27 protein-coding genes are annotated in these 23425 nt (G+C 64.4%); 10 read left to right on the top strand and 17 right to left on the bottom strand.

The window, feature by feature from the left end; genetic code table 11:
- Positions 1-93: 93 nt before the first annotated feature.
- The 4 genes from nadC to HUV48_RS05740 all read left to right on the top strand — a co-directional run bounded on the left by nadC (position 94) and on the right by HUV48_RS05740 (position 2778).
- Positions 94-954 (top strand): carboxylating nicotinate-nucleotide diphosphorylase, encoded by an 861-nt coding sequence (gene nadC / locus HUV48_RS05755; protein WP_176266847.1) that lies wholly within the window; start codon positions 94-96, stop codon positions 952-954.
- Between the two features lie 64 nt (positions 955-1018).
- Positions 1019-1456 (top strand): hypothetical protein, encoded by a 438-nt coding sequence (locus tag HUV48_RS05750; protein WP_176266846.1) that lies wholly within the window; start codon positions 1019-1021, stop codon positions 1454-1456.
- A gap of 11 nt (positions 1457-1467) precedes the next feature.
- Positions 1468-2169: a ribonuclease T2 family protein gene (locus HUV48_RS05745; RefSeq protein WP_318656057.1), complete on the top strand. Its 702-nt coding sequence runs from the start codon at positions 1468-1470 to the stop codon at positions 2167-2169.
- 42 nt (positions 2170-2211) lie between these two features.
- Positions 2212-2778, top strand: a complete 567-nt coding sequence (locus tag HUV48_RS05740) for a DUF1993 domain-containing protein (protein ID WP_176266844.1) — start codon at positions 2212-2214, stop codon at positions 2776-2778.
- Between the two features lie 82 nt (positions 2779-2860).
- Here the strand turns inward: HUV48_RS05740 and HUV48_RS05735 are convergent, their stop codons facing one another.
- A complete protein-coding gene (locus HUV48_RS05735; protein ID WP_176266843.1) occupies positions 2861-3142 on the bottom strand; it encodes a hypothetical protein in 282 nt (93 codons plus the stop codon).
- A gap of 59 nt (positions 3143-3201) precedes the next feature.
- Entirely contained in the window at positions 3202-3657 is a 456-nt protein-coding gene (gene tadA / locus HUV48_RS05730) for a tRNA adenosine(34) deaminase TadA (protein WP_176266842.1), read from the bottom strand.
- 139 nt (positions 3658-3796) lie between these two features.
- On the opposite strand from tadA, the gene rpmB reads away from it, so the two are divergent.
- Positions 3797-4084 (top strand): 50S ribosomal protein L28, encoded by a 288-nt coding sequence (gene rpmB, locus HUV48_RS05725; RefSeq protein ID WP_176266841.1) that lies wholly within the window; start codon positions 3797-3799, stop codon positions 4082-4084.
- A gap of 64 nt (positions 4085-4148) precedes the next feature.
- Here rpmB and HUV48_RS05720 read toward each other — a convergent pair whose 3' ends face one another.
- The 4 genes from HUV48_RS05720 to xseA are packed head-to-tail and all read right to left on the bottom strand — an operon-like array spanning position 4149 to position 7784.
- Positions 4149-5132 carry an esterase-like activity of phytase family protein gene (locus tag HUV48_RS05720; RefSeq protein ID WP_176266840.1) on the bottom strand — a complete coding sequence of 328 codons (984 nt, stop codon included), beginning with the start codon at positions 5130-5132 and terminating at the stop codon, positions 4149-4151.
- A 19-nt stretch (positions 5133-5151) separates the two neighbouring features.
- Positions 5152-6084, bottom strand: coding sequence for a M23 family metallopeptidase (locus HUV48_RS05715; protein ID WP_176266839.1), 933 nt, complete (start codon positions 6082-6084; stop codon positions 5152-5154).
- Positions 6084-6287: a DUF2093 domain-containing protein gene (locus tag HUV48_RS05710; protein ID WP_176266838.1), complete on the bottom strand. Its 204-nt coding sequence runs from the start codon at positions 6285-6287 to the stop codon at positions 6084-6086. The genes HUV48_RS05715 and HUV48_RS05710 overlap by 1 nt, the downstream gene beginning before the upstream one ends.
- A 24-nt stretch (positions 6288-6311) precedes the next feature.
- On the bottom strand, positions 6312-7784 hold the full coding sequence (xseA, locus tag HUV48_RS05705) for an exodeoxyribonuclease VII large subunit (protein WP_176266837.1): 1473 nt from the start codon (positions 7782-7784) through the stop codon (positions 6312-6314).
- Here xseA and purD point away from each other — a divergent pair.
- Positions 7783-9087, top strand: a complete 1305-nt coding sequence (gene purD, locus HUV48_RS05700; protein ID WP_176266836.1) for a phosphoribosylamine--glycine ligase — start codon at positions 7783-7785, stop codon at positions 9085-9087. The genes xseA and purD overlap by 2 nt on opposite strands.
- Here the strand turns inward: purD and HUV48_RS05695 are convergent, their stop codons facing one another.
- Positions 9088-10077, bottom strand: coding sequence for an adenosine kinase (locus HUV48_RS05695; RefSeq protein WP_176266835.1), 990 nt, complete (start codon positions 10075-10077; stop codon positions 9088-9090).
- Between the two features lie 120 nt (positions 10078-10197).
- On the opposite strand from HUV48_RS05695, the gene HUV48_RS05690 reads away from it, so the two are divergent.
- Positions 10198-10890, top strand: a complete 693-nt coding sequence (locus HUV48_RS05690; RefSeq protein ID WP_176266834.1) for an EI24 domain-containing protein — start codon at positions 10198-10200, stop codon at positions 10888-10890.
- On the top strand, positions 10890-11321 hold the full coding sequence (locus HUV48_RS05685) for a hypothetical protein (protein WP_176266833.1): 432 nt from the start codon (positions 10890-10892) through the stop codon (positions 11319-11321). The genes HUV48_RS05690 and HUV48_RS05685 overlap by 1 nt, the downstream gene beginning before the upstream one ends.
- Here HUV48_RS05685 and HUV48_RS05680 read toward each other — a convergent pair.
- From HUV48_RS05680 to HUV48_RS05635, 10 genes are all read right to left on the bottom strand, one after another.
- On the bottom strand, positions 11318-11674 hold the full coding sequence (locus HUV48_RS05680; protein WP_176266832.1) for a HesB/IscA family protein: 357 nt from the start codon (positions 11672-11674) through the stop codon (positions 11318-11320). The genes HUV48_RS05685 and HUV48_RS05680 overlap by 4 nt on opposite strands.
- A complete protein-coding gene (locus HUV48_RS05675; protein WP_176266831.1) occupies positions 11671-12183 on the bottom strand; it encodes an SUF system Fe-S cluster assembly protein in 513 nt (170 codons plus the stop codon). The genes HUV48_RS05680 and HUV48_RS05675 overlap by 4 nt, the downstream gene beginning before the upstream one ends.
- Before the next feature lie 9 nt (positions 12184-12192).
- Positions 12193-13416 carry a cysteine desulfurase gene (locus HUV48_RS05670; RefSeq protein ID WP_176266830.1) on the bottom strand — a complete coding sequence of 408 codons (1224 nt, stop codon included), beginning with the start codon at positions 13414-13416 and terminating at the stop codon, positions 12193-12195.
- The gene (locus tag HUV48_RS05665; protein ID WP_176266829.1) at positions 13413-14195 is read right to left on the bottom strand and encodes a SufD family Fe-S cluster assembly protein; all 783 of its coding nucleotides are present in this window, start codon (positions 14193-14195) and stop codon (positions 13413-13415) included. Before HUV48_RS05665 ends, HUV48_RS05670 begins: the two co-directional genes overlap by 4 nt.
- Positions 14192-14938, bottom strand: a complete 747-nt coding sequence (gene sufC, locus HUV48_RS05660; RefSeq protein WP_176266828.1) for a Fe-S cluster assembly ATPase SufC — start codon at positions 14936-14938, stop codon at positions 14192-14194. The genes HUV48_RS05665 and sufC overlap by 4 nt, the downstream gene beginning before the upstream one ends.
- Positions 14939-14967: 29 nt before the next feature.
- On the bottom strand, positions 14968-15474 hold the full coding sequence (locus tag HUV48_RS05655) for an endonuclease domain-containing protein (protein WP_176266827.1): 507 nt from the start codon (positions 15472-15474) through the stop codon (positions 14968-14970).
- Positions 15471-16961, bottom strand: coding sequence for a Fe-S cluster assembly protein SufB (gene sufB, locus HUV48_RS05650; RefSeq protein WP_217906704.1), 1491 nt, complete (start codon positions 16959-16961; stop codon positions 15471-15473). The genes HUV48_RS05655 and sufB overlap by 4 nt, the downstream gene beginning before the upstream one ends.
- Positions 16958-17398, bottom strand: a complete 441-nt coding sequence (locus tag HUV48_RS05645) for an SUF system Fe-S cluster assembly regulator (protein ID WP_176266826.1) — start codon at positions 17396-17398, stop codon at positions 16958-16960. The genes sufB and HUV48_RS05645 overlap by 4 nt, the downstream gene beginning before the upstream one ends.
- A gap of 128 nt (positions 17399-17526) precedes the next feature.
- Positions 17527-19362 carry a DUF885 domain-containing protein gene (locus HUV48_RS05640; RefSeq protein ID WP_176266825.1) on the bottom strand — a complete coding sequence of 612 codons (1836 nt, stop codon included), beginning with the start codon at positions 19360-19362 and terminating at the stop codon, positions 17527-17529.
- A 91-nt stretch (positions 19363-19453) separates the two neighbouring features.
- The gene (locus HUV48_RS05635; protein WP_176266824.1) at positions 19454-20374 is read right to left on the bottom strand and encodes a helix-turn-helix domain-containing protein; all 921 of its coding nucleotides are present in this window, start codon (positions 20372-20374) and stop codon (positions 19454-19456) included.
- 288 nt (positions 20375-20662) lie between these two features.
- Between HUV48_RS05635 and HUV48_RS05630 the strand changes: the two genes are divergently transcribed.
- On the top strand, positions 20663-21697 hold the full coding sequence (locus HUV48_RS05630) for a quinone-dependent dihydroorotate dehydrogenase (RefSeq protein WP_176266823.1): 1035 nt from the start codon (positions 20663-20665) through the stop codon (positions 21695-21697).
- Between the two features lie 10 nt (positions 21698-21707).
- Positions 21708-23417, top strand: coding sequence for a gamma-glutamyltransferase (ggt, locus tag HUV48_RS05625; RefSeq protein WP_318656056.1), 1710 nt, complete (start codon positions 21708-21710; stop codon positions 23415-23417).
- The last annotated feature ends 8 nt before the right edge of the window (positions 23418-23425 follow it).

Raw genomic sequence — 23425 nt, 5'->3', positions numbered from 1 at the left:
GTCGCCCTTGCGGTCCGCCATTCGCGAACCGGAGGCGGACGAGCTTCGCGCGGGCGCTTGCGGAAAATAGAACGCTCCGTCAGACACGCTCGCATGACATTTGCTCCCCCCGGCTTCGACCTCGACCAATTCGTTCGCGCAACGCTGTCCGAAGATTTGGGCGAAGGGCTGCCCGGCGGCGGGCGCGACGTGACGAGCGAAAGCGTCATTCCAGCGGATGCGCGCTTCACCGGGGTCATGGACAGCCGGGACGCGGTCACCGTCGCGGGCCTGCCGGTTGCGGAGGCGTTCTTCCGCGCTCTCGATCCGGACGTCGAGATCCGGATGCTGGTCAATGACGGCGACCGCGTAGCTGCGGGCAGCGACCTCATGCACCTCACCGGCAACGCACGCGCTTTGCTGACGGCAGAGCGGAGCGCCCTCAACACCGTGCAGCATCTCTCCGGCATCGCGACGATGGTGCGGCAGTATGTCGATGCGATGGACAATCCGGACTGCACGCTGCTCGATACGCGCAAGACCATTCCCGGCCTGCGCCATCTCGAAAAATACGCGGTTCGTCAGGGCGGCGCGGCCAATCACCGCATGGGCCTGTGGGACGCGGCGATGATCAAGGACAACCACGTCGCGGTCGCAGGCGATGTCGAAACCGCAGTGCGCCGGGCGCGCGAAGCAGGGGTTGCGACGATAATCTGCGAGGTCGACCGGCTGGACCAGATCGAGCCTGCGCTAGCTGCCGGAGCGGATCACCTGCTGCTCGACAACATGGAGCCGGAGACCCTGCGCAAAGCGGTCACCATGGTCGCAGGCAGAGCGAAAACCGAGGCATCGGGCGGGATCGACCTCGACACGATCCGTGCGAAGGCGGCGACGGGCGTCGATTACGTCAGCGTGGGCCGTCTGACGCAAAGCGCCCCGGCGGCGGATATCGGGTTGGATTTCAAGCTTCTTTAGCGCGTACCGCTTGCCAACCGCCTTCGTTTCCGACACCTTCGCTCGGGTAAACAGGGGGGTTCTAATGCGACCGAATTCTATACGGATTTTCGAAAAGCTGTTTCTCGGCTCATTGGTCATCGGATTGATCAACGCCGTTCTGAGTTTCGCGCAAATATCCGAAACGCTCGCGGCAGACCCGGCAACGGAGGGAATGGGCACCGGGCTTATGGTGACGACCCTTGTCATCACTTTCGGGATCAACTTGCTCCTGTGGTATTTCGTCGCCCGCAAGGCGAGCAACATCGCCAAGTGGATACTCGTGGCCTTCACCATCCTGGGCCTGCTGTTCCTGCCGTCTTCGCTCGCACAAACCGGCGGTTTGACGATGGTGCTGAGCCTTGTCGTTACCGCGATGCAGGTGATTTCCGTGGTGTTCCTGTTCAGGCAGGACGCGAAGGTTTGGTTCGCCGGTGCGGCACGTCCTCCTCGCGACAACGACACGACTGTCCGCATGAAGTAATGTCCCGGCGCGTGCTTAGGGTGCTGCTGCCCCTGTTTGCGCTACTGCTGCCGTCCGGTGCGCTGGCGCAGGCCTATCAATGCAAGGTCCCTCCGAGCGTCAGCGTGCCGAAGGTTCTGAAAGGTGGGCCAACGCGGCGCGTGCCGGTCACCGGGTATACGCTGGCGCTCAGCTGGTCGCCGGAGTTCTGCAAGGGGCGCGAGGCTCAGCTTTCCCACCGGATGCAATGTTCGGGACGCAGCGGCTATTTCGGCTTCGTCGTCCACGGTCTGTGGCCGGATGGGCGCGGCAATAATTGGCCGCAGTGGTGTGCCAACCCGCGCAGTGTCACGCCGCAGATCGCGCGGCGCAATCTGTGCATGATCCCTTCGGTGCCGCTGATCGCGCATGAATGGGCCAAACACGGCGCCTGCATGGCGAAGAAGCCGGAGACCTATTTCAAGGTCACGCGCATCCTGTTCAACTCACTGCGTTTCGGCGATTTCGACGCGCTTTCCCGAAAAACCGACCTGACGGCGGGCGAAATCCGCGACCTGTTCGTGGCGACGAACGAAGGCTGGCGCGCCGATGCGGTGGGCGTAAAGCTAAACTCCCGCGGCTGGCTGCAGGAACTGCGGCTCTGCTACGACAAGCGCTTTCGCCCGGCGAAATGCGACGCGCAGCGCTTCGGCGCGAAGGACGAAACGCGCGTGAAGATCTGGCGCGGGCTTTGAGTTTCGCGCAATAAGCGCCGCAAATCGTCACAAGGATATACCATGTCTCTCGCTACCATGCTCGTCCCCACTTACCTCAACATGCTCGGCGCGCTGTCCGCGTGGCTGGAGAAGGGCAAGCAGCAAGGCTTCGACATGGATGCGCTGATGGCCGAGCGGCTGGCGGACGACATGTTTCCGCTGGCGACGCAGGTCCGCTTTTCCTGCGTGCAGGCGCTCGAAGGCGTGCACCGGCTGGGCGGAAAGGACTTCCCGCCATTGGTGTCCGAGCTGTTAGCCGAGGGCCGCGAGGCGGAAAATGCTGCCGGTTCGCTCGAAGCCGCGCAGTCGCGCATCGCGCAGACGATCGAGATGGTTCGCGAAGTGGCCGTGGATATCGGCGAGGGCGATCCGGAGCGGGCGCTCGAACACGCGATCCCGACCGGTTTGGTGTTCGACTTCACGGCGGAGCAATACGCGCGCGACTGGGCGCTGGGGCAGTTCTATTTTCACGTCATGATTGCTTACGCCATCCTGCGCAGCCGTGGCGCGGATCTGGGCAAGGCGGATTACGTCGTGCACCTGTTCCCCTTCATCCGCCCCGGAACGATGCCGGAAGTGGCGGGGTAGGGTTTTCGCGTAAGGAAGCGATCAGCGGGGCGGCAGCTTTGCGGTGGGAAGCTGACATCGGGCGACTGCTCAAACAATGCGCTCAGCGTTGAACAACGACACCCATCCAGCGATCGTAAAAATTCAGCAAGGCGGAATTAAAAGCAACGAGTTTTGCTCGGACAGATTGCCCGACAAACGCCTTCCGATGAAGTGCGGCGAAGAATGCCAAATAGCCAACGCTCATGAAAAGCAACCAGTTCAAAATGAGGAACGGCCACAAAGGTATCGCCGGAAACGCAAACGGAGCGGCGAGTAAGAGCACCGATGCTGCCACAGAAGCAAACGCCGCATTGACGTAGTTTGGTCTCGACGTCTGCTGCATACGATACTTGATAAGGTTGCAGGCCAATGTCCGCAATAGGATCGTTTGCAGACACCGCCTCACCGCCGCTCCTTGAAAAACCTGCGCAGCAACTTCGCCGCGTCCTCTTCTCCCATTCCCGAATAAACTTCGGGCCTATGCAGCGTCTGCGGCTGGTCGAACACCCGAGCGCCGTGCTCGACCGCGCCGCCCTTGCGATCGCTGGCCGCGTAATAGAGCCGCGCGATCCTCGCATGGGCTATCGCGCCCGCGCACATCACGCACGGCTCCAGCGTCACCCACAGATCGCAGCCTTCCAGCCGCTCGTTGCCGAGAGCGCGCGCCGCTGCGCGAATCGCTTCGATCTCGGCGTGGGCGGTGGGGTCGTGGGCCTGGCGAGGCCGGTTATGCCCCCGCCCGACAATCGCGCCGCCCTTCACTACGACCGCGCCGACCGGCACTTCGCCGGCCTCCGCCGCCCGCCGCGCCAGCGCCAGCGCTTCTCGCATCGGTTCGGAAAGCGGCCATTTCCCCATAGCCACAGGGCGCTAACCGAGCTATGGGACCCCTGCAACGGCGCAGTTGCGCTTGACGAGGTTCGCCTTCGCAGTTAAGCGCGCGCCTTTCCGAACAACCCGGTGCCTGGCGCCGAATCATTTCGAGACGAGATTTATCATGTCGCGCATTTGCGAACTGACCGGCAAGGGCCGCCTGACCGGCAACAATGTAAGCCACGCGAACAACCGCACGAAGCGGCTGTTCCTGCCCAACCTTCAGAACGTCACGCTGTTGAGCGAAAAGCTGGAGCGCAGCTTCAAGTTTCGCGTATCGACGCACGGTCTGCGTTCGGTCGAGCACAATGGCGGCCTGGACAACTGGCTGCGCAAGACGAAGAACGAAAAGCTGAGCGCCAACGCCCGCAAGGTGAAGCGCGAGCTGATCAAGGCCGACAACGCGGCCTGATTCGCGTTCATTCCAATTCGAGGGGCGCCGGAAGCGATTTCGGCGCCCTTTTCGCGCGCTCTGTTCAGAAGTCCGCCGGTAGCGATAGCTTGTAGAGCAGCGTTCGTTGAAACGCGCCGAAATTGTCGTCGGCGATCAGCCACACCTCGCTTACGCCATCGGAACCCGGCGCGACTGCCATTCCCTCGAGATTGTCGCTGGGCAAAGGCGGCTCGATTTGCGCAATGACTTCGACGCTCCATTCCTCGCCTTCCGCGATCTCGGTGACGTCACCGACCGCGATGGCGGAAGTGAAGTCGGGCGGAAGGGCCGGGTCGAAATTACGGAGCAGGATCAGAACGCGCCGCTCGTCCAGCATCGCGGCATCGACCGGGCGATAGCCATAGGGGCTGGCTAGGGTGAAACGGATCGCATCCGCGCCCTCTACGGGGTCGCCCATATACAATAGCGCATCGTGGGAGTTGGACAGCCAGCCGTTCGTCCCCTCGGCGATTACCAGAGAGCGTCCATCGGGTAGCCGCGCCATCGTTTCAGGGCCGGAATTGGCTTCCCAACCTATCATAGCTGGCGGCACTACCCGCCCGGTGGGCCGCATCTGCGAGTCGTAACGCTGGATGCTGTTGGTGCGCTCGAATGCCGACCAGATCGTGCCCGTCCGCGGATCGCGGGTCAGCGCTTCGAGGTCGACATCGCGTTTGTCGAGCATGTTCGATCCGCCGAGCGTGCCGACCGCTTCCGCCGGAATGACACTGTCCTCGCCCGGGACCGGCGTGCGAAATGCGAGGCGGTATCCGGTATCGCTGCCGGCGAGCAGTTGTCCTTCGCCGAGAAAGGTCAGCGCCGAGTAGCCGCCCGCGTAATCATTGTCGCTCACCAGTTCCCACACCCCCTCGATCCGGAACGGACCCACGGTTTTCTGCGCGACCGAAAGCGCGTTCACGTAGATCGGTGCGGTATCGTTCTTCGGCGGAACGTCGCTCCGCAGCCACGTGCCCGGGGCCAGCGCCAGTGCCACCAGCGCGGCTGTTATCGCCCTTCCACTCCGCATCAGCTTGCGCGGGGAAAGGTCAGCTCATCGGGCCGGTGAACAGCAGCGGATCGAGCCGCGCGTCGCGCCACTTGAGGCTCCAGTGCAAATGCGGGCCCGTCGCGCGGCCGCTCGAACCGATATTGCCGAGAAGCTGGCCCTGTTTCACCCGCTGCCCTTCCTCGACCACGATGCGGCTCGCGTGGAGGAACGCGCTGTTGAGGCCCTGTCCGTGATCCACGATGATGAGCTTGCCTTCGAGGCTGAACTCATCGTCCGCGGCGAGCACTACGACCCCGTCGGCCGGGGAAACGAAGGGCACGCCCGCGCCCGGCGCGATGTCGATGCCCGAATGGTAGCTGCCCGGTTCGCCGCGGTAGATGCGCTGCGAGCCGAAGCGACCGGAAATGCGCCCTGTCGCGGGCCAGATGAAGTCCTGGCTCCAGCCGCTCGCGCCGGTTTCCTCAGCTCGCGCAGCGACGATACGCGCGAGTTCGGGGCGGCGGATGCGCATGAACGCCTCGCTCGCTCCGCCCGTACGGCGCGCGATGTTTACCCGCTCGATATCCCATTCGCGCGGCGACACGGTCAGCGGGCTGCGAAGCTCCCGCCCGTCTGCGCGGCGCGCCACCAGCGCGGTCGTAGGCCCGGCATCGCGGTCGAAGGCGGCGAAGAACCGTCCGCTCTCGTCCAAAATAAGCTCTTGCTCTCCGAGACGCGCCGAGACCGTTCCGGCAGGAACCTGCCCGCGGATCCAGCCGCCCTGGGTAAGCTTTCCATCGTAAACGAAAGTGCTCGGACCGGTCGGCGTCGGATCCGGTGTCGGTGTGGGCGCGGGAGCAGGTGCAGGCGTAGCAATCGGCTGCACGACTTCGGCCTTTTTCTGCATCCGCCCGCTATCCGCTGTTTCGACCGAGGACGGAACGCAGGCAGCCGCCAGCACGCTGAGCGAGATCGCAGCTAAGCGCCGCATCAGCTCTGTTCCGTGAGACGCTGCGTCGCAAGCTGCGGCGTGGCGTAGGCTTCCTGGTACTCCACGCTCCAGTAGCGCAGTTCGTCGAGCGGGATCGGCACGCCCGACATCGCGCAGTAGACGTGGTTGCCTGCGCGCAGCACGCGAAAGCCGTTGGGACCGTACTGGAGCTTCGCTCCGTCATCGCCTGAAGACATCAACATGCTCCGTGCTTTAGCAAAGCATCTTCAACCGAACAAATCCTGTTGGCCCGGCTTGTCCGATTTAAGGGGCGCTTTCCGGGGGCGTAGGGGTTTCGGGGTCGCTCCGCCAGCGGGCACGGCCTCGACCTCGCCGTCCTTGAACTCGATCCGCAGCCGCGCGGCGCGCATGGCCGAGCGCTGGTCGGTAAGAAGCGCGCCCTCCTGTCCGCGGACCAGCACAAAGCCCCGCTTGAGCGGAGCCTTGGGATCGAGCGAGCGAAAGATACGGGTCTGCGCATCGAGATTGCGCGCATCCTCCAGCGCTCGCTTGGTGAGCAGCGCAGGGGCGAGCCGCGCCGCAGCCAGCCGGTCGCGCTTTGCGAGGAAACGCTGACGCAAGAGCGGAACCGACAGACGCGCGCTGTCCGATTGGAGGCGCTCGCGCGCATGGGCCGCGCGGTCCTTCAGTCCGCGCCTGAGCCGCTCGGCAAGATCGTCGAGCTTTTGCGCCTGCGGTTGGAGCAGCGTCTTGAGGTCGGGCAGCCGCTCCGCCCGCGCCGCGAGCCGCTCCCGCCCCAGGGTAACCGGCCGCATCGCGCAGCGCCGCTGCCGATGCGCGAGATCGCCGATGAAGCCCGCGAGGTCCGCCAGTACGGGAACCGCCATTTCGGCCGCTGCCGTGGGCGTCGGTGCGCGCCGGTCTGCGGCGAAATCCGCCAGCGTCGTGTCCGTTTCGTGGCCGACCGCGCAGATCGTCGGGATCGGCGATTCGGCTACCGCCCGCACCACGATCTCTTCGTTGAAGCTCCAAAGATCCTCGATCGAGCCGCCGCCGCGCGCCACGATCAGCAGGTCGGGCCGGGCGAGATCGCCGTGTTCGGGCAGTTCGGCAAACCCCCGCACCGCCGCCGCGACCTGCTCCGCCGCGCCCTTTCCCTGCACCATCACCGGCCAGACGAGCACGTCGCTCGGAAAGCGGTCGGCCAGTCGGTGCAGGATGTCGCGGATGACCGCCCCCGTAGGCGAAGTTACGACGCCGATCCGCCGCGGAATGAAGGGCAGCGGCCGCTTCCTCGATGCGGCGAACAGCCCCTCCGCTTCAAGCCGCGCCTTGGTCTTCTCGAGCAAGGCGAGCAGAGCGCCCTCGCCTGCCAGTTCCATCGTATCGATGACGATCTGGTATTTGGAGCGCCCCGGATAGGTCGTCAGCTTTCCGGTCGCGACAACTTCCAGTCCGTCTTCGGGCCGAAAGGGAAGCCGCGCCGTGCTGCCGCGCCACATCACCCCGTCGATCACCGCCTTGTCGTCCTTAAGCGCGCAGTAGAGGTGTCCGGACGCCGCCCGCTTCACGCCCGACAATTCGCCGCGCAGCCGGACGTGGCCGAACCGGTCCTCGACCGTGCGCTTCAATACGGCCGATATTTCGCTCACCGAATAGGCTTGCGCGTTGTCGTGCGGTCCCTCGCGCGCTACCAAACCGGCATTGTCATAATCGTCGGGCGGAGAATTTGGCGGCATGAATATCCTGCTACTCGGATCGGGTGGGCGCGAACATGCGCTGGCATGGAAGCTGGCGCAATCCCGCTTGCTGGAACGCGCAGGGGATACGCTGTTCGCCGCTCCCGGCAACCCCGGCATCGCGCAGCACGCCGCCTGCGTTGACCTCGACGCGGGCGACCACGGCGCGGTCACGGCGTTCTGCGAGAAGCATGAAATCGGCCTCGTCGTCATCGGACCCGAAGCGCCGCTGGTGGACGGGCTTGCCGACAGCCTGCGCGCCGCCGGCGTCCCGGTATTCGGGCCGTCCGCCAAGGCGGCGCAGCTCGAGGGCAGCAAGAGCTTCACCAAGGCTTTGTGCGAGCGTGCCGGCATTCCGACCGCACGCTATACGCATACCGCCTCTCTCGAAGAGGCGTGGGGCGCGCTCAAGCTTTACGACGCTCCCTTCGTACTGAAGGCCGACGGGCTGGCGGCAGGCAAAGGCGTCGTCATCGCCGAAACGCGCGAGGAAGCGCAGGAAGTGCTTGCCGACATGTACGGCGGCAAGTTCGGCGCGGCAGGTGCGGAAGTCGTCATCGAGGAATTCATGCGCGGGGAGGAAGCGAGCTTCTTCGCGCTGACCGACGGGGAGGCGATCGTGCCGCTCGCCAGCGCGCAGGATCACAAGCGGGTAGGCGAAGGCGATACCGGGCCGAACACCGGCGGAATGGGCGCATATTCTCCCGCGCCGGTGCTGAGCGAGGCGTTGGAGCGCGACGTGATGGAGCGGATCGTGCGCCCCACGGTCGAGGCGATGCGGGCCGACGGCATGCCTTATTCGGGCGTCCTGTTCGCGGGGCTGATGCTGACCGACGAAGGACCGAAGCTGATCGAATACAACGCCCGCTTCGGAGATCCGGAATGCCAGGTCATCATGCCGCGGCTGGAAGGCGATCTGGGCGAACTGCTGCTCGCCTGCGCGAATGGGACGTTGGGCGATCTCGCCGAGCCGCAGTTGTCGCCGGACACGGTGATGACCGTGGTCATGGCGGCCCGGGGTTATCCCGGAACGCCGGAAAAGGGGGGCACGATCGCCGGCATCGTGGATACGGAAGGCGTGCCCGGCCACGTAAAGGTCTTTCACGCCGGAACTAGGCTCGCCGATAACGGGAACCTGCAGGCCAGCGGCGGCCGGGTCCTCGCCGTCACTGCGCGCGGAGACAGCGTGACCGAGGCGCAGGCTCGCGCTTACGAAGCGGTCGACAAGATCGACTTTTCGAGCGGCTTCTGCCGCCGCGACATCGGTTGGCGCGAAGTCGCGCGGGAGAAAGCCGAGAGCTGACTACTTTGGGGCGACGAGTTCCGACAGCTTCGCCTCGGGCCGCGCGCCGTAGTGCGAGATCACTTCGGCCGCGCAGATCGCGCCCATTTCGAGGCTGCGCTCCAAGCTTTCGCCGCGCACATGCCCGGTGAGGAACCCGGCCGCGAACAGGTCGCCCGCGCCGGTCGTATCGACCACCTCGTCGACCGGCTGCGCCGCGACTTCCGCACGTTCCCCGCCAGCGAGCGCCACCGCGCCGTTCGGACCGCGGGTTGCGACTAGGACCGGGACCTTATCCTTCAGTGCATCCAGTCCGCTTTCGAAGTCGCTCTTACCCGTCAGCGTCGCCAGTTCGCCCTCGTTCACGAACAGGATGTCGATCTGGGCCTCGTCGATCAGCGCGCGGAAATCGTCTCCGTGCCGGTCGATCACGAAGCTTTCCGAAGCGGTGAAGGCGACCTTCCGCCCCGCGTCGCGTGCGACCGAGATTGCTCGCCGCATCGCGCCTCGCGGCTCTTCGGGATCCCACAGATAGCCCTCGAGATAGAGCACCTTGGCATCCCGGATCGCATCTTCGCTCAGCGCATCGGTCGGCAGGAACTGCGACGCGCCGAGAAAGGTGTTCATCGTCCGCTCGCCGTCCGGGGTGACGAAGATAAGGCAGCGCGCGGTCGGCGGATCGCTCTCGCGCGCTTCGGTTTCGAAATCGATTCCGGCGGCGCGAATGTCGTGCGCGAAGACTTCGCCGAGCTGGTCGTCCGCAACCTGCCCGATAAATGCGCAGCGCGCGCCGAGCGAGGCCATTCCCGCCAGCGTATTCGCCGCCGAGCCGCCGGAGATTTCCTTGGCCGGACCCATCGCGTCGTAGAGCTCCTTCGCCCGCTCCGTATCGACCAGCGTCATGCCGCCGCGATTGAGGCCAAGCTTTGCGATCAGCGCGTCCTCGCATGGGGCCATAACGTCGACGATGGCGTTTCCGATGGCGATGACGTCGTAAGTCGGTTCGGGCATGAGCGGTATTGGTCCTTGGCTGATTGATAGGCTTGCTTTGCCGGGGCGTTAGCTTTTTGCGTTCGGCTGGCCAAGCGCAGTATTGACCTCTCCCCGCGCGCCCCGCATCGCTGGCGGGCCATGTCGCGCCTACCCCAAGCCCTTGCCCTTGCCTTCGCGCAACTTGGCGACCGCCGCATTCTGGCAGTACTGGTGAAGTCGCTGCTGTGGACGCTTGCCATCTTCGCCGTGCTGGGCGTGGCGCTTTACTACGGCCTCACCGCGCTGTTCGCATATTTCGGATGGTTCGCGGCCACGGAATGGACCGTGCTGCTGACCCTGGTGATCGCTTTCGCGGGGGGCTGGCTCTTGTTCCGCATTGTCGCGCTCGCAGTCATGCAGTTCTTCGCCGACGACGTGGTGCAGGCTGTGGAGGCGCGGCATTACGCGCATATCGCGGGCGACATGCGCTCGCTTCCGCTGGGGCGCGAAGTCAAGCTGACCCTCCGCAGCGCCTTGCGCGCGCTCGTCGCCAATCTGCTCGCAGCTCCGGTCGCGCTCGCGCTGCTCTTCACCGCGATCGGGCCGGCGGTCGTCTTCGGTCTGGTCAATGCAGTGCTGCTCGGCCGCGAGCTTCAGGACATGGTCTGGCAGCGGCATCCTTTGTTCGAGCACGGTACGCGCCCGCTCAGCGCCGCGACCCGTTTCGCATTGGGTGCCGTGGTCACCATGATGCTGGCCACGCCCTTCCTCAATCTGCTCGCGCCGATTATCGGAGCGGCGGCCGCCGCGCATCTCGTGCACCGGCACATGGCCACAGGAGCCAATCCGTAATGAAATTCGCCTACCGTTTCGCCGCACTCGCCGCAGTGCTGACTTTGCCGGCCTGCGTCGCACCTTCCTCGAGCGGTAGGCCCGCCGCCCCGGCCCCGCGGCCCGCACCGCCCGTGCAAGTCCCGCGGACCGATCCCGCGCCGCCGTCGAACGGCTTCATTCCGCCGACCGTCCAGCGCATTCGCGGCCTGGAGCCGGTCATCGGACGCGATGCTGGCGAACTGCAGCGCCTGTTCGGGCGTGCACGTCTGACGACGCCGGAAGGCGACGCGGTCAAGCTGCAGTTCACGGGCGAACCCTGCGTTCTCGACGTCTACCTGTATCCGCTAAGGCCCGGCGCGGAACCGGTCGCGACGCATGTCCAGGCACGCCGGGGCAGCGACGGCGCGGAAGTCGACCGCGCCAGCTGCGTCGCTGCGCTCAGGCGCTAGACCATGAAACTTTCGCCGCAGCCACAAGCGCCCTTGGCGTTCGGGTTGTCGAACACGAAGCCCGCGGTGAAGTCGTCTTCGCGCCAGTCCATCGTGCTCCCGACGAGATAGAGGACCGAGGCGCCGTCGATGAAGAAGGTGCCGCCGGGTGTCTCGATCTTCTCGTCGAACTTGTCCTCTTCGCTTACGTAATCGACCGAATAGGCAAGGCCCGAGCAGCCGCGGCGCGGCGTCGACAGCTTCACGCCGATCGCGTCGTCGGGTGCCTTCGCCATCAGGTCGGCGATGCGCTTTTCCGCGCCTTCGGTCAGGTTCACGGCGGCGGGGCGTTGGCGGGTCTTCGTTTCGGTCATAGCATTCCCAGTTCGAGGCGGGCCTCGTCGGTCATCTTGTCCGGACCCCAAGGCGGATCCCAGACGAGGTTCACTTCAGCGTCGCGCACGCCCGGCACGCTGGCCGCGCGCAATTCGACTTCGCCCGGCATGGTTTCAGCCACCGGACAATGCGGTGTGGTCAGCGTCATCGTGACGGTCACGTCCGCCTCGTCGTCGACGTCGACACCGTAGATCAGGCCGAGATCGTAGATGTTTACCGGGATTTCCGGGTCGTAGATCTCCTTGAGCGCCGCAATCACCGCGTCGTGGAGCTCGCCCCCCGGTTCGCCGGCGGGTACGTCCTGCGGCTTCTGCTTCAGAAACCCGTCGAGATAATCGCGCTTACGCTCCAGCTTTTCGCCCGCAGTCTCGGCTGCGGGTTCGACAGCATCGGACACGCGGGCGCGCGGCGGTTTCGCAGGCGCGTCCACGACCTGCTCGTTCGGCGCGGGAGCCGCAATGAAGTCCTTTTCCTGATCTTCGCTCATAGTAAGTCCTTATGCGAAAATTTTCTGCGTGCGCTCGATGCCGCGCACCAGCGCCGCGATGTCGCTTTCGTCGCTGTAAAGCCCGAAGCTTGCCCGGGCGGTCGCTGGAACCCCGAGGTGCTGCATCAGCGGCTGCGCGCAGTGATGTCCGGCGCGGATCGCGACATTCTCTTCATCCAATATGGTGCCGAGATCGTGCGGGTGAACCCCCTCCATCGCAAACGAGACGATACCGGCCGATTTCTCCGGCCCGAACAGGCGGACCGAATTGATTTCGCGGAGTTCGTCACGAAGCTTAGCGGCAAGCCCGCTTTCGTGCGCGAACAGGCTCTCCATATCAAGCGCATCGACGTAATCGATCGCCGCATGGAGCGCGATGGCCTCCGTAATCATCGGCGTTCCCGCTTCGAAACGCTGCGGCGGCGGCGCATAGGTGGAACGCTCGAATTCGACCTTCTCGATCATCGCCCCGCCCCCGTGCCAGGGCGGCATCGCACCCAATAATTCCTCGCGCGCCCACAGCACGCCGATGCCGGTAGGGCCGTAGAGCTTGTGGCCGGAGAAAACGTAGAAGTCGCAATCGAGCTCGTTCATGTCGAGGCGCATCCGCGGCGCCGTCTGGCAGCCGTCGAGCAGCAGCTTCGCACCGACCGAATGAGCCAGCTTCGCCGCGCGCTTCGCGCCGAGAATGGAGCCGAGCACGTTGGACACATGCGCCAGCGCGACGATCTTGTGCCGCTCCGTCAGCACGTCCTCGAGCGCGTCGAGGTCGATCAAACCGTCGTCGGTCAGAGGGCAAACGTCGATCTTTGCACCGGTCTTTTCCGCGACGATCTGCCACGGCACGATGTTCGAATGATGCTCCAGCTGCGAGAGCATGATGCGGTCGCCTTCGCGAAGGTTCGCCATGCCCCAGCTATAGGCAACGAGGTTGATCCCCTCGGTCGCGCCGCGCACGAAGACGACTTCCTGCTCCTTCGCGCCGATGAAATCGGCAACCCGCCTGCGAGCAGCCTCGTAGCCCAGCGTCATCTGCGCGCTGCGCGAATAGACGCCGCGGTGGACGGTGGCGTAATCCTTGCCGAGCGCATTCGCCATCGCGTCGATTACCGCTTGCGGCTTCTGCGCGGTCGCAGCCGTGTCTAGATAGTGCCAGCGCTCGCCGTCCTCAGTCAGCAGACCGGGAAAGTCGGTGCGTACATCCGGGCGGGAAAGGGTGGCGGCATCGCTCACAGATGCTGTTCCAGCTTGAACAATGCGGCGTCCATCAGCCGGTCGCGCTCCGCCTCGTCATCGAGGTTTACGAAGCTATCACCGATGAAGGCGCGGACCAGCAGCTTGCGCGACAGTTCGGGAGGTATGCCGCGCGCTGCCATGTAGTATCGGGCCATCTCGTCCATCTGTCCGACCGTAGCGCCGTGCTCGCATTTCACGTCGTCGGCATAGATTTCGAGCTGGGGCACGGCGTTCGCGCTCGCGCCACGTTCCAAGAGCAGTCCCTTGAAGCTCTGTGCGGCATCGGTCTTCTGCGCATCGCGCACGACATCGATCCGGCCGAGGAAATTACCCGTTCCCTGCCCCCAATGCACCGCGCGAATGGTCTGGTTGCTGGTGGCGCGAGGCTTTTCGTGCGCCGTGCGGGTTACGAACTCGCGCGTCGTATCGCGCCCGCCGAGCGTTACACCGCCAAGCTCGAAATGCGCGCCTTCGCCAAGCTGCACGACGATCTCCACACGGGAGAACTTGCCGCCGGCGATCACGCCGAAAAGCTCGCACCGTCCGCCGTCGCCCACCTTAACGCGCAGCCGGGTCAGGTGCGTGCCGTCGGAATCGACATTCGCATCCTCGCCCGCATCGGTGATGACGAAGCATTCACGGCTCGTGTCGCCCGGTGCGACATCGATATCGCGCCAGTCCTCGAACGTGCCGAGATCTAGCGCTTTCAGCGCCTTCACGTCGCTATAGCGCCAGTCTTCGTCGCGGTTTGTCGGAAAGGTTGCGGCGTCGCTCATGCCACCATCACCGCGTCGTAGCCTTCGCTTTCGAGCTGCAGGGCAAGGTCCGCGCCGCCGGTCTTCACGATGCGTCCCTGCGACAGGATATGCACGAAGTCGGGCTTCACCACTTCCAGCAGGCGCTGATAGTGCGTGATGAGCAGCACCGCCTTGTCCGGCTTGCGCATGATCGTGTTGATGCCGTCGCCCACGACGCGAAGCGCATCAATGTCGAGCCCGCTGTCGGTCTCGTCTAGCACCGCCAGCTTGGGCGCGAGAATACCCATCTGCACCATCTCGGCGCGCTTCTTCTCGCCGCCGGAAAAGCCGACATTCACCTGCCGCTTCAGCATGTCCATGTCGAGCTTCAAAAGACCCGCCTGCTCTTTCGCCAGCTTCAGGAACTCGCCGCCGGTCAGCGGTTCCTCGCCGCGCGCCTTGCGCTGGGCATTGGCCGCTTCGCGGAGGAACTGGACGTTGGAAACGCCGGGCACTTCGACCGGGTACTGGAAACCCAGGAACAGGCCCGCGGCCGCACGTTCGTGCGGCTCCAGGTCGAGCAGGTCCTGCCCCATGAAGCTGACCGAGCCTTCCGTGACCTTGTATCCGGGCCGGCCGCCCAAGGCGTAGGACAAGGTGGATTTGCCCGCGCCGTTCGGCCCCATGATCGCGTGGATCTCCCCCGCGTTCACTTCGAGGTCGAGCCCTTTCAGGATCTCGGTCTCGCCGACCGTTGTATGAAGATTTTCGATTTTCAGCATGGTCTGTCTCGTATCTGTCTTCGCTAAGGTCAGCGGATGCTGCCTTGGCGGTGAAATTCGCGGGTGGTGGCGCTGCGCTGCTGCGGAGCGGCGCGTTCGCGGCGCGGCTTCTCGAACGGTTTCTGAAGCTCGGCAAAGATCGCCTGCTTGATCGGTTCGAGATCGCCCATGACTTCTTCCTCGGTGAAGCGGACGACGCGCACGCCGACTTCGGTCAGCTTGCGGTCGCTGAGTTCGGCGATCTTGCGTTCGGCCTCGCTCGGCCCGGTGATTTCGACCACCAGCCAGCGCGACTTGCAGGCGAAATCGACGATCGACGAACCCATGACGACCTGCCGGGTAAAGGCGAAATTGCCGATGCCCTTGTCCTTTAGAATCGACCAGAGCCGCTCTTCCGCCTCGCTCGGATGGCGGCGATTGTAACGCGCACGGTCGTGCAGCTTGTCCTTGCGCGCTTCGGACACGTTCCAGGCGGAAGTCTTGTCCGCCTTCTCGCTGGCGGACGAGCCGAGGGAGAGGGTCTTGCGGTCGTTCACCCAACGCTCCCTTCGAGCGAAATTGCCAGCAGTTTCTGCGCTTCGACCGCGAATTCCATCGGCAGTTCCTTCAGCACGTCCTTGGCGAAGCCGTTGACGATCAGGGCCACTGCCTCTTCCTCGTCCAACCCGCGCTGCATCGCGTAGAACAGCTGGTCGTCCGAAATCTTGGACGTCGTCGCCTCGTGCTCGATCGTGGCGGTCGGGTTTTTAACCTCGATGTAAGGCACGGTATGCGCGCCGCATTCGCTGCCGAGCAGCAGGCTGTCGCACTGGGTGAAATTGCGGACGTTGTCGGCATTCGGACCGACGCGAACGAGCCCGCGATAGGTGTTGTCGGACTTGCCGGCGCTGATGCCCTTGGAAATGATCGTCGAGCGCGTTCCCGGCGCGTTGTGGATCATCTTGGTGCCGGTGTCGGCCTGCTGATGGTTGTTCGTGACCGCGACCGAGTAGAACTCGCCCACGCTGTCGACGCCGTTGAGGACGCAGGAGGGATATTTCCACGTCACCGCGCTGCCGGTTTCGACCTGCGTCCAGCTGATCTTGCTGCGTGCGCCCTGGCACAAACCACGCTTGGTGACGAAGTTGTAGATTCCGCCCTTGCCGTTCGCATCGCCGGGATACCAGTTCTGCACGGTAGAGTACTTGATCTCCGCATCGTCCATCGCGACCAGTTCGACTACGGCGGCGTGAAGCTGGTTCTCGTCGCGCATCGGCGCGGTGCAACCCTCGAGATAGCTTACGTAGCTGCCCTTTTCGGCAACGATCAGCGTGCGTTCGAACTGACCGGTGTTCTCCGCATTGATGCGAAAATAGGTGCTGAGCTCCATCGGGCATCGGACGCCTTCGGGAATGTAGACGAAAGTGCCGTCCGAAAAGACCGCGCTGTTGAGCGTCGCGAAATAATTGTCGCGCTGCGGCACGACCTTGCCGAGCCACTTCTTCACGAGGTCCGGATATTCGCGGATGGCTTCCGAAATGCTGCGGAAGATGACGCCGGCGCTTTCGAGTTCCTTGCGGAAGGTCGTCGCTACCGAAACGCTGTCGAACACGGCGTCGACGGCGACTTTGCGTGCGCCTTCCACTCCGGCGAGCACTTCCTGCTCCGCAATCGGAATGCCGAGCTTGTCGTAGACTCGCTTGATCTCCGGATCGAGCTCGTCGAGCGATTCCAGCTTCGGCTTGGCCTTCGGCTCGGCGTAGTAATACGCATTCTGATAATCGATCGGCGGATAGCCGATCTTTGCCCAGTTCGGCTCGTCCATGTCCTGCCACAGGCGGAACGCCTTCAGGCGCCACTCGAGCATCCATTCCGGCTCTTTCTTCTTGGCGGAAATGAAGCGAACGGTGTCTTCGTTGAGGCCCTTGGGCGCGAAGTCCTGCTCGATATCGGACGACCAGCCATGTTCATATTCAGCTGCGCGAGCGGCCGCTTCCTTGGCATCGCGGTCCATTTCGGGCCTGGTGTCGATCTGATCGGTCATGCTGTTTCCAAGGTTGCGGCAGGCACCTGCGTCGGCGCCTGCGCGAGACGGGTAAGGGTTATTTCGGCGAGCGCGCCGCGAAGCGCGTCGTTCACCAGCGGCCAGTGCGGCTTGACCGTACAGGCATGCTCGTAGCCGCAATCGGTCTTCGTATCGTCCACGCAGGCGGTCAGCGCGATCGGGCCTTCCACCGCTTCCACGATGTCGGCGAGCGTGATGGCCGCTGCCGGGCGCGCCAGTTGCAGGCCGCCCGCCGCACCGCGAGTCGAGCGGAGCAGGCCGGCAGCCGTGAGTTTGCTGACGACCTTCTGCACCGTCGGCGCGGGCAGCTGCGTTTCCGCGGCAACCTCGCTCGCCGAAATGCGCCCGCCGCCGCAATGACGCGCGGCGGCGCACATCGTGACGACGGCATAGTCGGCTAGGTTGGAAAGGCGCATAACTGCTCGGTTTCGGTCAATTCGGACGATATCGTTCCGATTTCACCTAAGAGCGGCGCACAGACCTTTCAACGCTTAACCCCTTGTTGCGAGTCGTTAGCGATTACAGCGGTTTGCCGCCGTTCGCGTCAGCTCCCGGCGATACGCTGCTCCCGCGCGATGTAGGCATCGACGTTCTCTTCGAGGATCGAGAGCGGAACCGGTCCGCTTTTCAGCACGACATCGTGAAATTCGCGGATGTCGTACATCCCGCCGAGCTCGCGCTCCGCCTTGTCGCGCAGTTCCATGATCTTGAGCTTCCCGATCATGTAGGCAGTCGCCTGACCCGGATAGACGACGTAGCGCTCGATCGCCTTGCGAATGTCGCCGTCGGGATTGGGCGTGTTCTGCTTAAGATAATCGATCGCCCGCTCGCGGCTCCAGCGCTTGTGGTGGATGCCGGTATCGACGACGAGGCGCGCCGCGCGCCATAGCTCCATGCCGAGGCGCCCAAAGTCCGAATAGGGATCCTGGTAGAAGCCCATGTCCTTGCCGAGCTCCTCCGAATAGAGGCCCCAGCCTTCCGTATAGGCAGTCACGCCGCCGAACCGGCGGAACGGCGGCACGTCGCCGAGCTCGGTCTGGATCGTGCGCTGAAGGTGATGCCCGGGAACGCCCTCGTGGTAGGCGAGCGCTTCGAGCTCGTTCTTCGACATGTCCTTCAGATTGTAGAGATTGACGTAATAGGTACCGGGCCGCGATCCGTCGGGCGCTGGGCTGCTGTAGAACGCCTTGCCCGCACTCTGCTCGCGGAACTCCTCGACCGGCTTGATGACCATCGGAGCCTGCGGCAGCGTGGAGAAGTACTCCGGCAGCTTGGCGCGCATCGCGTCGAGTACTGCTTCGGCATCGGAGAGATAGCCCTCGCGCGTGTCGTAGTAGAAGCGGTCCGCGGTCCGCGTGTATTCGAAGAAGTCCTGCAGATCGCCTTCGAACCCGACCTGCTCCATGATCGCGCGCATCTCGGCGTGGATGCGGTCCACTTCGCGCAGGCCGATGTTATGAATTTCGTCGGGCGAGAGATCGGTCGTCGTGTAGTTCTTTAGCAGCGCCGCATAATATTCCGCGCCGTTCTCGAAACGCCAGATGCCGTCCTCGGTCGGGGCGATCCTTTGCTGCCGCTGCATTTCGGCAAGCAGGCGCTGGTAGGCGGGGCGCGCCGATTGCTCCCAAGCCATTTCGGCCTGCGCCACCAAGGCCGCACTGTCCGACGCACTCAGGTCGAGCGCTTCCACCTTGCCGCGGAAATCTTCGAGCACCGCGTTACCGACACCGGCATCGAGCAGGTTCTGGATGTCGGAGATAACATAGGGATAGACCCAGTCGGGCGGCATCACGCCCGCCGCCGCCCGCTCGCGCGACTGCGCGATCAGCGTGTCGAGCACCGGTCCCAGTCCCTCGATCCGGCTCACGTAATCGCCCGCCTGATCGGCGTTGTCGACGCGGTGAATGTTGATGAGGAAGGCGGGAAGCTGGCTTTGCGCGCCGTTCATCTGGTCGAAGACGTAGTCGTTCTGGCGGAACTCGAAGTTGGCTGCGCTCCGCTCCGCCACCGCCAGAAACAGCCGGTAGGACAGCGCATCTTCCGGCGACAATTCGGCAAGATCGAATTGCTGCTGCATCCGGGTCGCCGTGTCTTGAAGAAGCCGCTCGCTGCGCACCTCGGCAGCGTCGGTGAAGTCGCCCCACCGGCCGTAATCCTCGTCGCGAATGCCGCGATAGGACTTGGAAATCGGCGACAGTTCGAGCGAGGCCTGGTCGTATTCTTCGAACAGAGCGGCAAGCGCGGACGACTGGTCTACCGAAGTCTGCTCGGTCGCCGCGGCCGCAGGGCGCTGCTCGTTCATTCCGGCATCGGTGGTAGCGCATCCGGCGAGAGCGGTAGTGGCGAGGCCGAAAGCGGCGCTGAGCTTGGCGGTTTTCATATGCGGGCATCTCCGAAACTTTGACTTTTGCCGCAAGACTGCCCGTTCGCGCCCCCGAAAGCTACCCCCCTCTCGGGGCGGGCACGCCGGGTCACATGTCGGGATTTCCGATTTCGCGGAAGTTCTTCCGTTCGATAAGCTCGCTTAGGTACGGCCTGTCGGGCTTGGTCAGCTTAGCCGGCGTGCGGCCGACGAAATGCTGAATTTCCCGGATCATGTGCGGCTGGTCGTAGAACGCATCGCTGAGCTGCGCATCGACCTCGTCCGAAAGTTTCGGCAGCGACAACAGCGCGGCGGCACGCAGCGCTCGGTACTTGCGCGCCAGCGCGCGCGGTGGAAGACCGAAGTAACGCTCGACCAGTCGCTGAACCTGACGTTTCGAATAGGCGACTTCGATGAAGAGATCGTCGACTTCGGGAGAAATGGCGGTTCCGAGCCAGCGATTGGTCTTCTCGACCAATTCAATATGCCGCGGAGGTAGCGGGTGGAGATGGTCCGCGATGTAGGCGGCGATTTCATCGACGCATTCGGCCCCGCTTTTCGCCCCGTCGCGATACTCGCTGCACAACCGCTTTCCCAAGGCATCCGCCTCAGCCGAAAGATGCTCCGCGACCGGGAGCAGCCGGTCGCCCCACTCGGAGGCATCGAGGCCCGTCAGTGCGGCCCAGCCGTGCGGGGTCATCGCCACGCCGATTGCGTGGAACGGGCCCTCTACCTCGAACGGCGCGGCACGCGACAGCGGGGTCAGAAGATTGGTCTCGTGGGAAACGTCGACTTTGCCGTCCGCGAAGCGCATCAGGCCCTTGCCGCGGGGCATGATCAGGAAATGGCCGACGGCGGCAGGCTGGATGTCCCTGATGACCGCTTCGTCGCAGGTCATGTGATAGGCGGTCGTCACGTAAGGCGACAGCGCGGTTGGAACGGGAAGGTAATCGAGCGAGAACAGCGCAGCGGGCGTAAGTTCCTTGTCGGACCGAACCCGCGCCGCAGCTACACCTTCGCCCCCTGACATCAGCCTTCGCACCCCCTGAACGCCTGAAGGTGCGCGCCGTATCATGAAAAATAGGCGACTCCAAATGAATGGAGCCGCCTATCGGAAGTCAAGAACTCTCGGCGGAAAGCCTCGAGCCCTTCGGGTCGCAGTTCGTCCCTAGCCCTCCTTTTTCGAAAAGGATTGTACGAAAGCGACAGCGTTAACCGCTGTTTTGCGCTTTCGTCCTGAAACGAAACAACTAAACCGGGAGCGGGAACACGAGGATTTCGGTCGACTCGGTGCTTTCGGAGAGCCATAGCGCCCGCCATGATCTTCTCTGCCGCGCGACCGTTTTTATTTTTGCTGAAACCCGAGCTCGCGCACCGAATGACGATTCGCGCGCTCCAGACCGCTCCGACAGGAAAGCCGCAACCATCCGGCAAGCTGGCGACCGATGTGGCGGGCCTCCAGTTTCCCAACCCGGTCGGCCTGGCGGCAGGCTTCGACAAGGATGCAGAGGTCCCGGACGCAGTGCTCGGCCTTGGCTTCGGTTTTGCAGAAGCCGGCTCGATCACCCCCCTCCCGCAAGCAGGCAATCCCAAGCCGCGCCTTTTCCGCCTGACCGAAGATGGTGCCGTCATCAACCGCATGGGCTTCAACAACGGCGGCGCGCTTGCCGCGCGCGACCGGCTGGCCGCGCGGAAAAGAAAGGCCGGGATCGTCGGGGTGAATATTGGCGCGAACAAGAATTCGTCCGACCGCGTCGTCGATTACGCCGTGATGGCTGAGATGATGGCGCCTTTCGCAAGCTACCTCGCGGTCAACATATCGAGTCCCAACACGCCAGGACTGCGCGCGCTGCAGGACGAAAACCAGCTCGCCGACCTGCTCGACGAAGTCATTGCCGCCCGTAAGCGCAGCGGCTCGATGCCGCCGATCTTCCTGAAAGTCGCGCCCGATCTCGAGGCAGCGGACATAGACGCCATCGCGCGCATCGCGATCGACCGGAAGCTGGGCGCACTCATCGTCAGCAATACGACCGTCTCGCGTCCGGCCCTTGCATCGAAGCATGCAGCCGAAACCGGCGGTCTGTCCGGCAAGCCATTACGCGACCTCGCGACCCAGCGACTGCGCGACTTCCAGAAGGCGACCGGCGGCGAAATCCCGCTCGTAGGTGTTGGCGGCATTTTCACAGCGGAGGATGCGTGGGAGCGTATTCGCGCCGGCGCGAGCCTCGTGCAGCTTTACAGCGCGCTGGTATACAAAGGGCCGGGTCTGGCGCGAAAGATCACGAGCGGCTTGGAACTCCTGATGGAGCGCGACGGCTTCTCCTCGATTGAAGAAGCGGTTGGAAGCGAATAGCAACCGCACGATGATGTTACGCGCTCCCCTGCTCGCCGGTCTTCCCTGCCTTCTCGCCGCCTGTTCGCTCCCTCCGCCCGAAAGCGCTACCCCGCAGACAGGCGGCACGGTCAGCGCGGCCGATCCGCGCGCGCAGGCGGCTGGCGAAGCGATCCTCGCGCAAGGCGGCAATGCGGTGGACGCGGCAATCGCGGTCATGCTCGCACTGACGGTAGTCGAACCGCAATCGAGCGGCATCGGCGGCGGCGGCTTCATGGTGCTCGCCGAGCCTGACGGCGATGTGACGACCTACGACGGGCGCGAGACTGCCCCGGCCGGCGCCGGGCCGGACTGGTTCCTGAACGAGGACGGCTCGCTGCCATCTTTCGGCGAAAGCGTGTTGAGCGGGCTGAGCGTCGGCGTGCCCGGCAACCTCGCTCTCGCAGCCAAAGCCCATGAAGAACGCGGCCAGCTCGCATGGTCCGAACTGTTCGACCCGGCGATTGCGCTTGCCCGCGAAGGTTTTGTCGTCAACCCGCGCTTCCACCGGTCGCTGTCCGACAATCCCGAACGCGGCGCGGCCAGCGCATTCGGACGCGACACGTTCTACGATGCGGCGGGAACGGCCAAGCCTGTCGGCGTACGGATCGTGAACGAGGAACTCGCCGAGACGCTCGAGCGCGTCGGCACGCTGGGAGCGAGTCATTTCTACAAGGGCCAGTACGCGGACAAGCTCGCGGCAACGGTTGCAGCCGAAACGCCGAAAGCCGGCGCCATGACCGCTGCCGATGTCTCGTCCTATGAAGCGAAAGAGCGCGGCGCGGTGTGCGGCGAGTACCGCGGCTACCGGGTCTGCGGCATGGGTCCGCCGTCGTCGGGCGGTGTCGCGGTCATCCAGATCCTCGGACAGCTCGAACGGTTCGACCTGGCCGGCCTCGGTCTGCGCAATCCCCTCACGTGGCATCTCTTCGCCGAGTCGCAGAAGCTCGCCTACGCCGACCGCGAGCTTTATCTGGCAGACGATGACTACGTGACCGTGCCGGTCGAAGGACTGATCGATCCTGCCTATCTGGCGAGCCGGTCCGCGTTGATTTCCGCGGACGACACCATCGTTTCTGCCTCCGCTGGCGTTCCTGCCGGGGCGCCGCGCGCGCAGGCGGACGGCAACGAGCTGGCGGAAAGCGGAACGTCGCATTTCGCCGTGGTCGATGCGGACGGCACGATGGTTAGTTACACCTCGACCGTCGAAGGGCCGTTCGGCTCCGGCATCACCTTCGGCGGCTTCTACCTCAACAACGAACTCACCGATTTCAGCCGCTCCCCCGAAGTGGACGGAAAGCTGGTCGCCAACCGCGTCGAAGGCGGGAAGCGCCCGCGCAGCTCAATGGCGCCCACGGTTGTCTACGCGCCGGACGGCAGGCCCTTCCTCGCGATCGGCGCGGCGGGGGGCGCGACGATCCCCGTGCAGACGGCCCGCGCCATCATCGGCGTGATCGACTTCGGCTTGCCGCTGAAAGAAGCGCTCGGTCTGGCGTTCGTTATGTCGTACGGCGACCGCCTGCTCGTGGAGGAGGGCACGTGGCTGGAGAGCGAGCAGCAGACGCTTCGCGCGCTCGGCCACAGCGATATCGTCGCCGCCTCGCCCCCGCTCAAGGCAGGCGCGGTCCATTGGAACGGGGAGCGCTGGATCGCCGCGCGCGACCCGCGGCTCGACGGACTTGTCGAAGTCCCTGCGCGCTAGCCCCACTT

Source organism: Qipengyuania atrilutea, assembly GCF_013370205.1.
Classification (GTDB): domain Bacteria; phylum Pseudomonadota; class Alphaproteobacteria; order Sphingomonadales; family Sphingomonadaceae; genus Actirhodobacter; species Actirhodobacter atriluteus.
The sequence above is the reverse complement of the archived record's forward strand: the minus strand, read 5'-3'. Positions and strand labels throughout refer to the sequence as shown.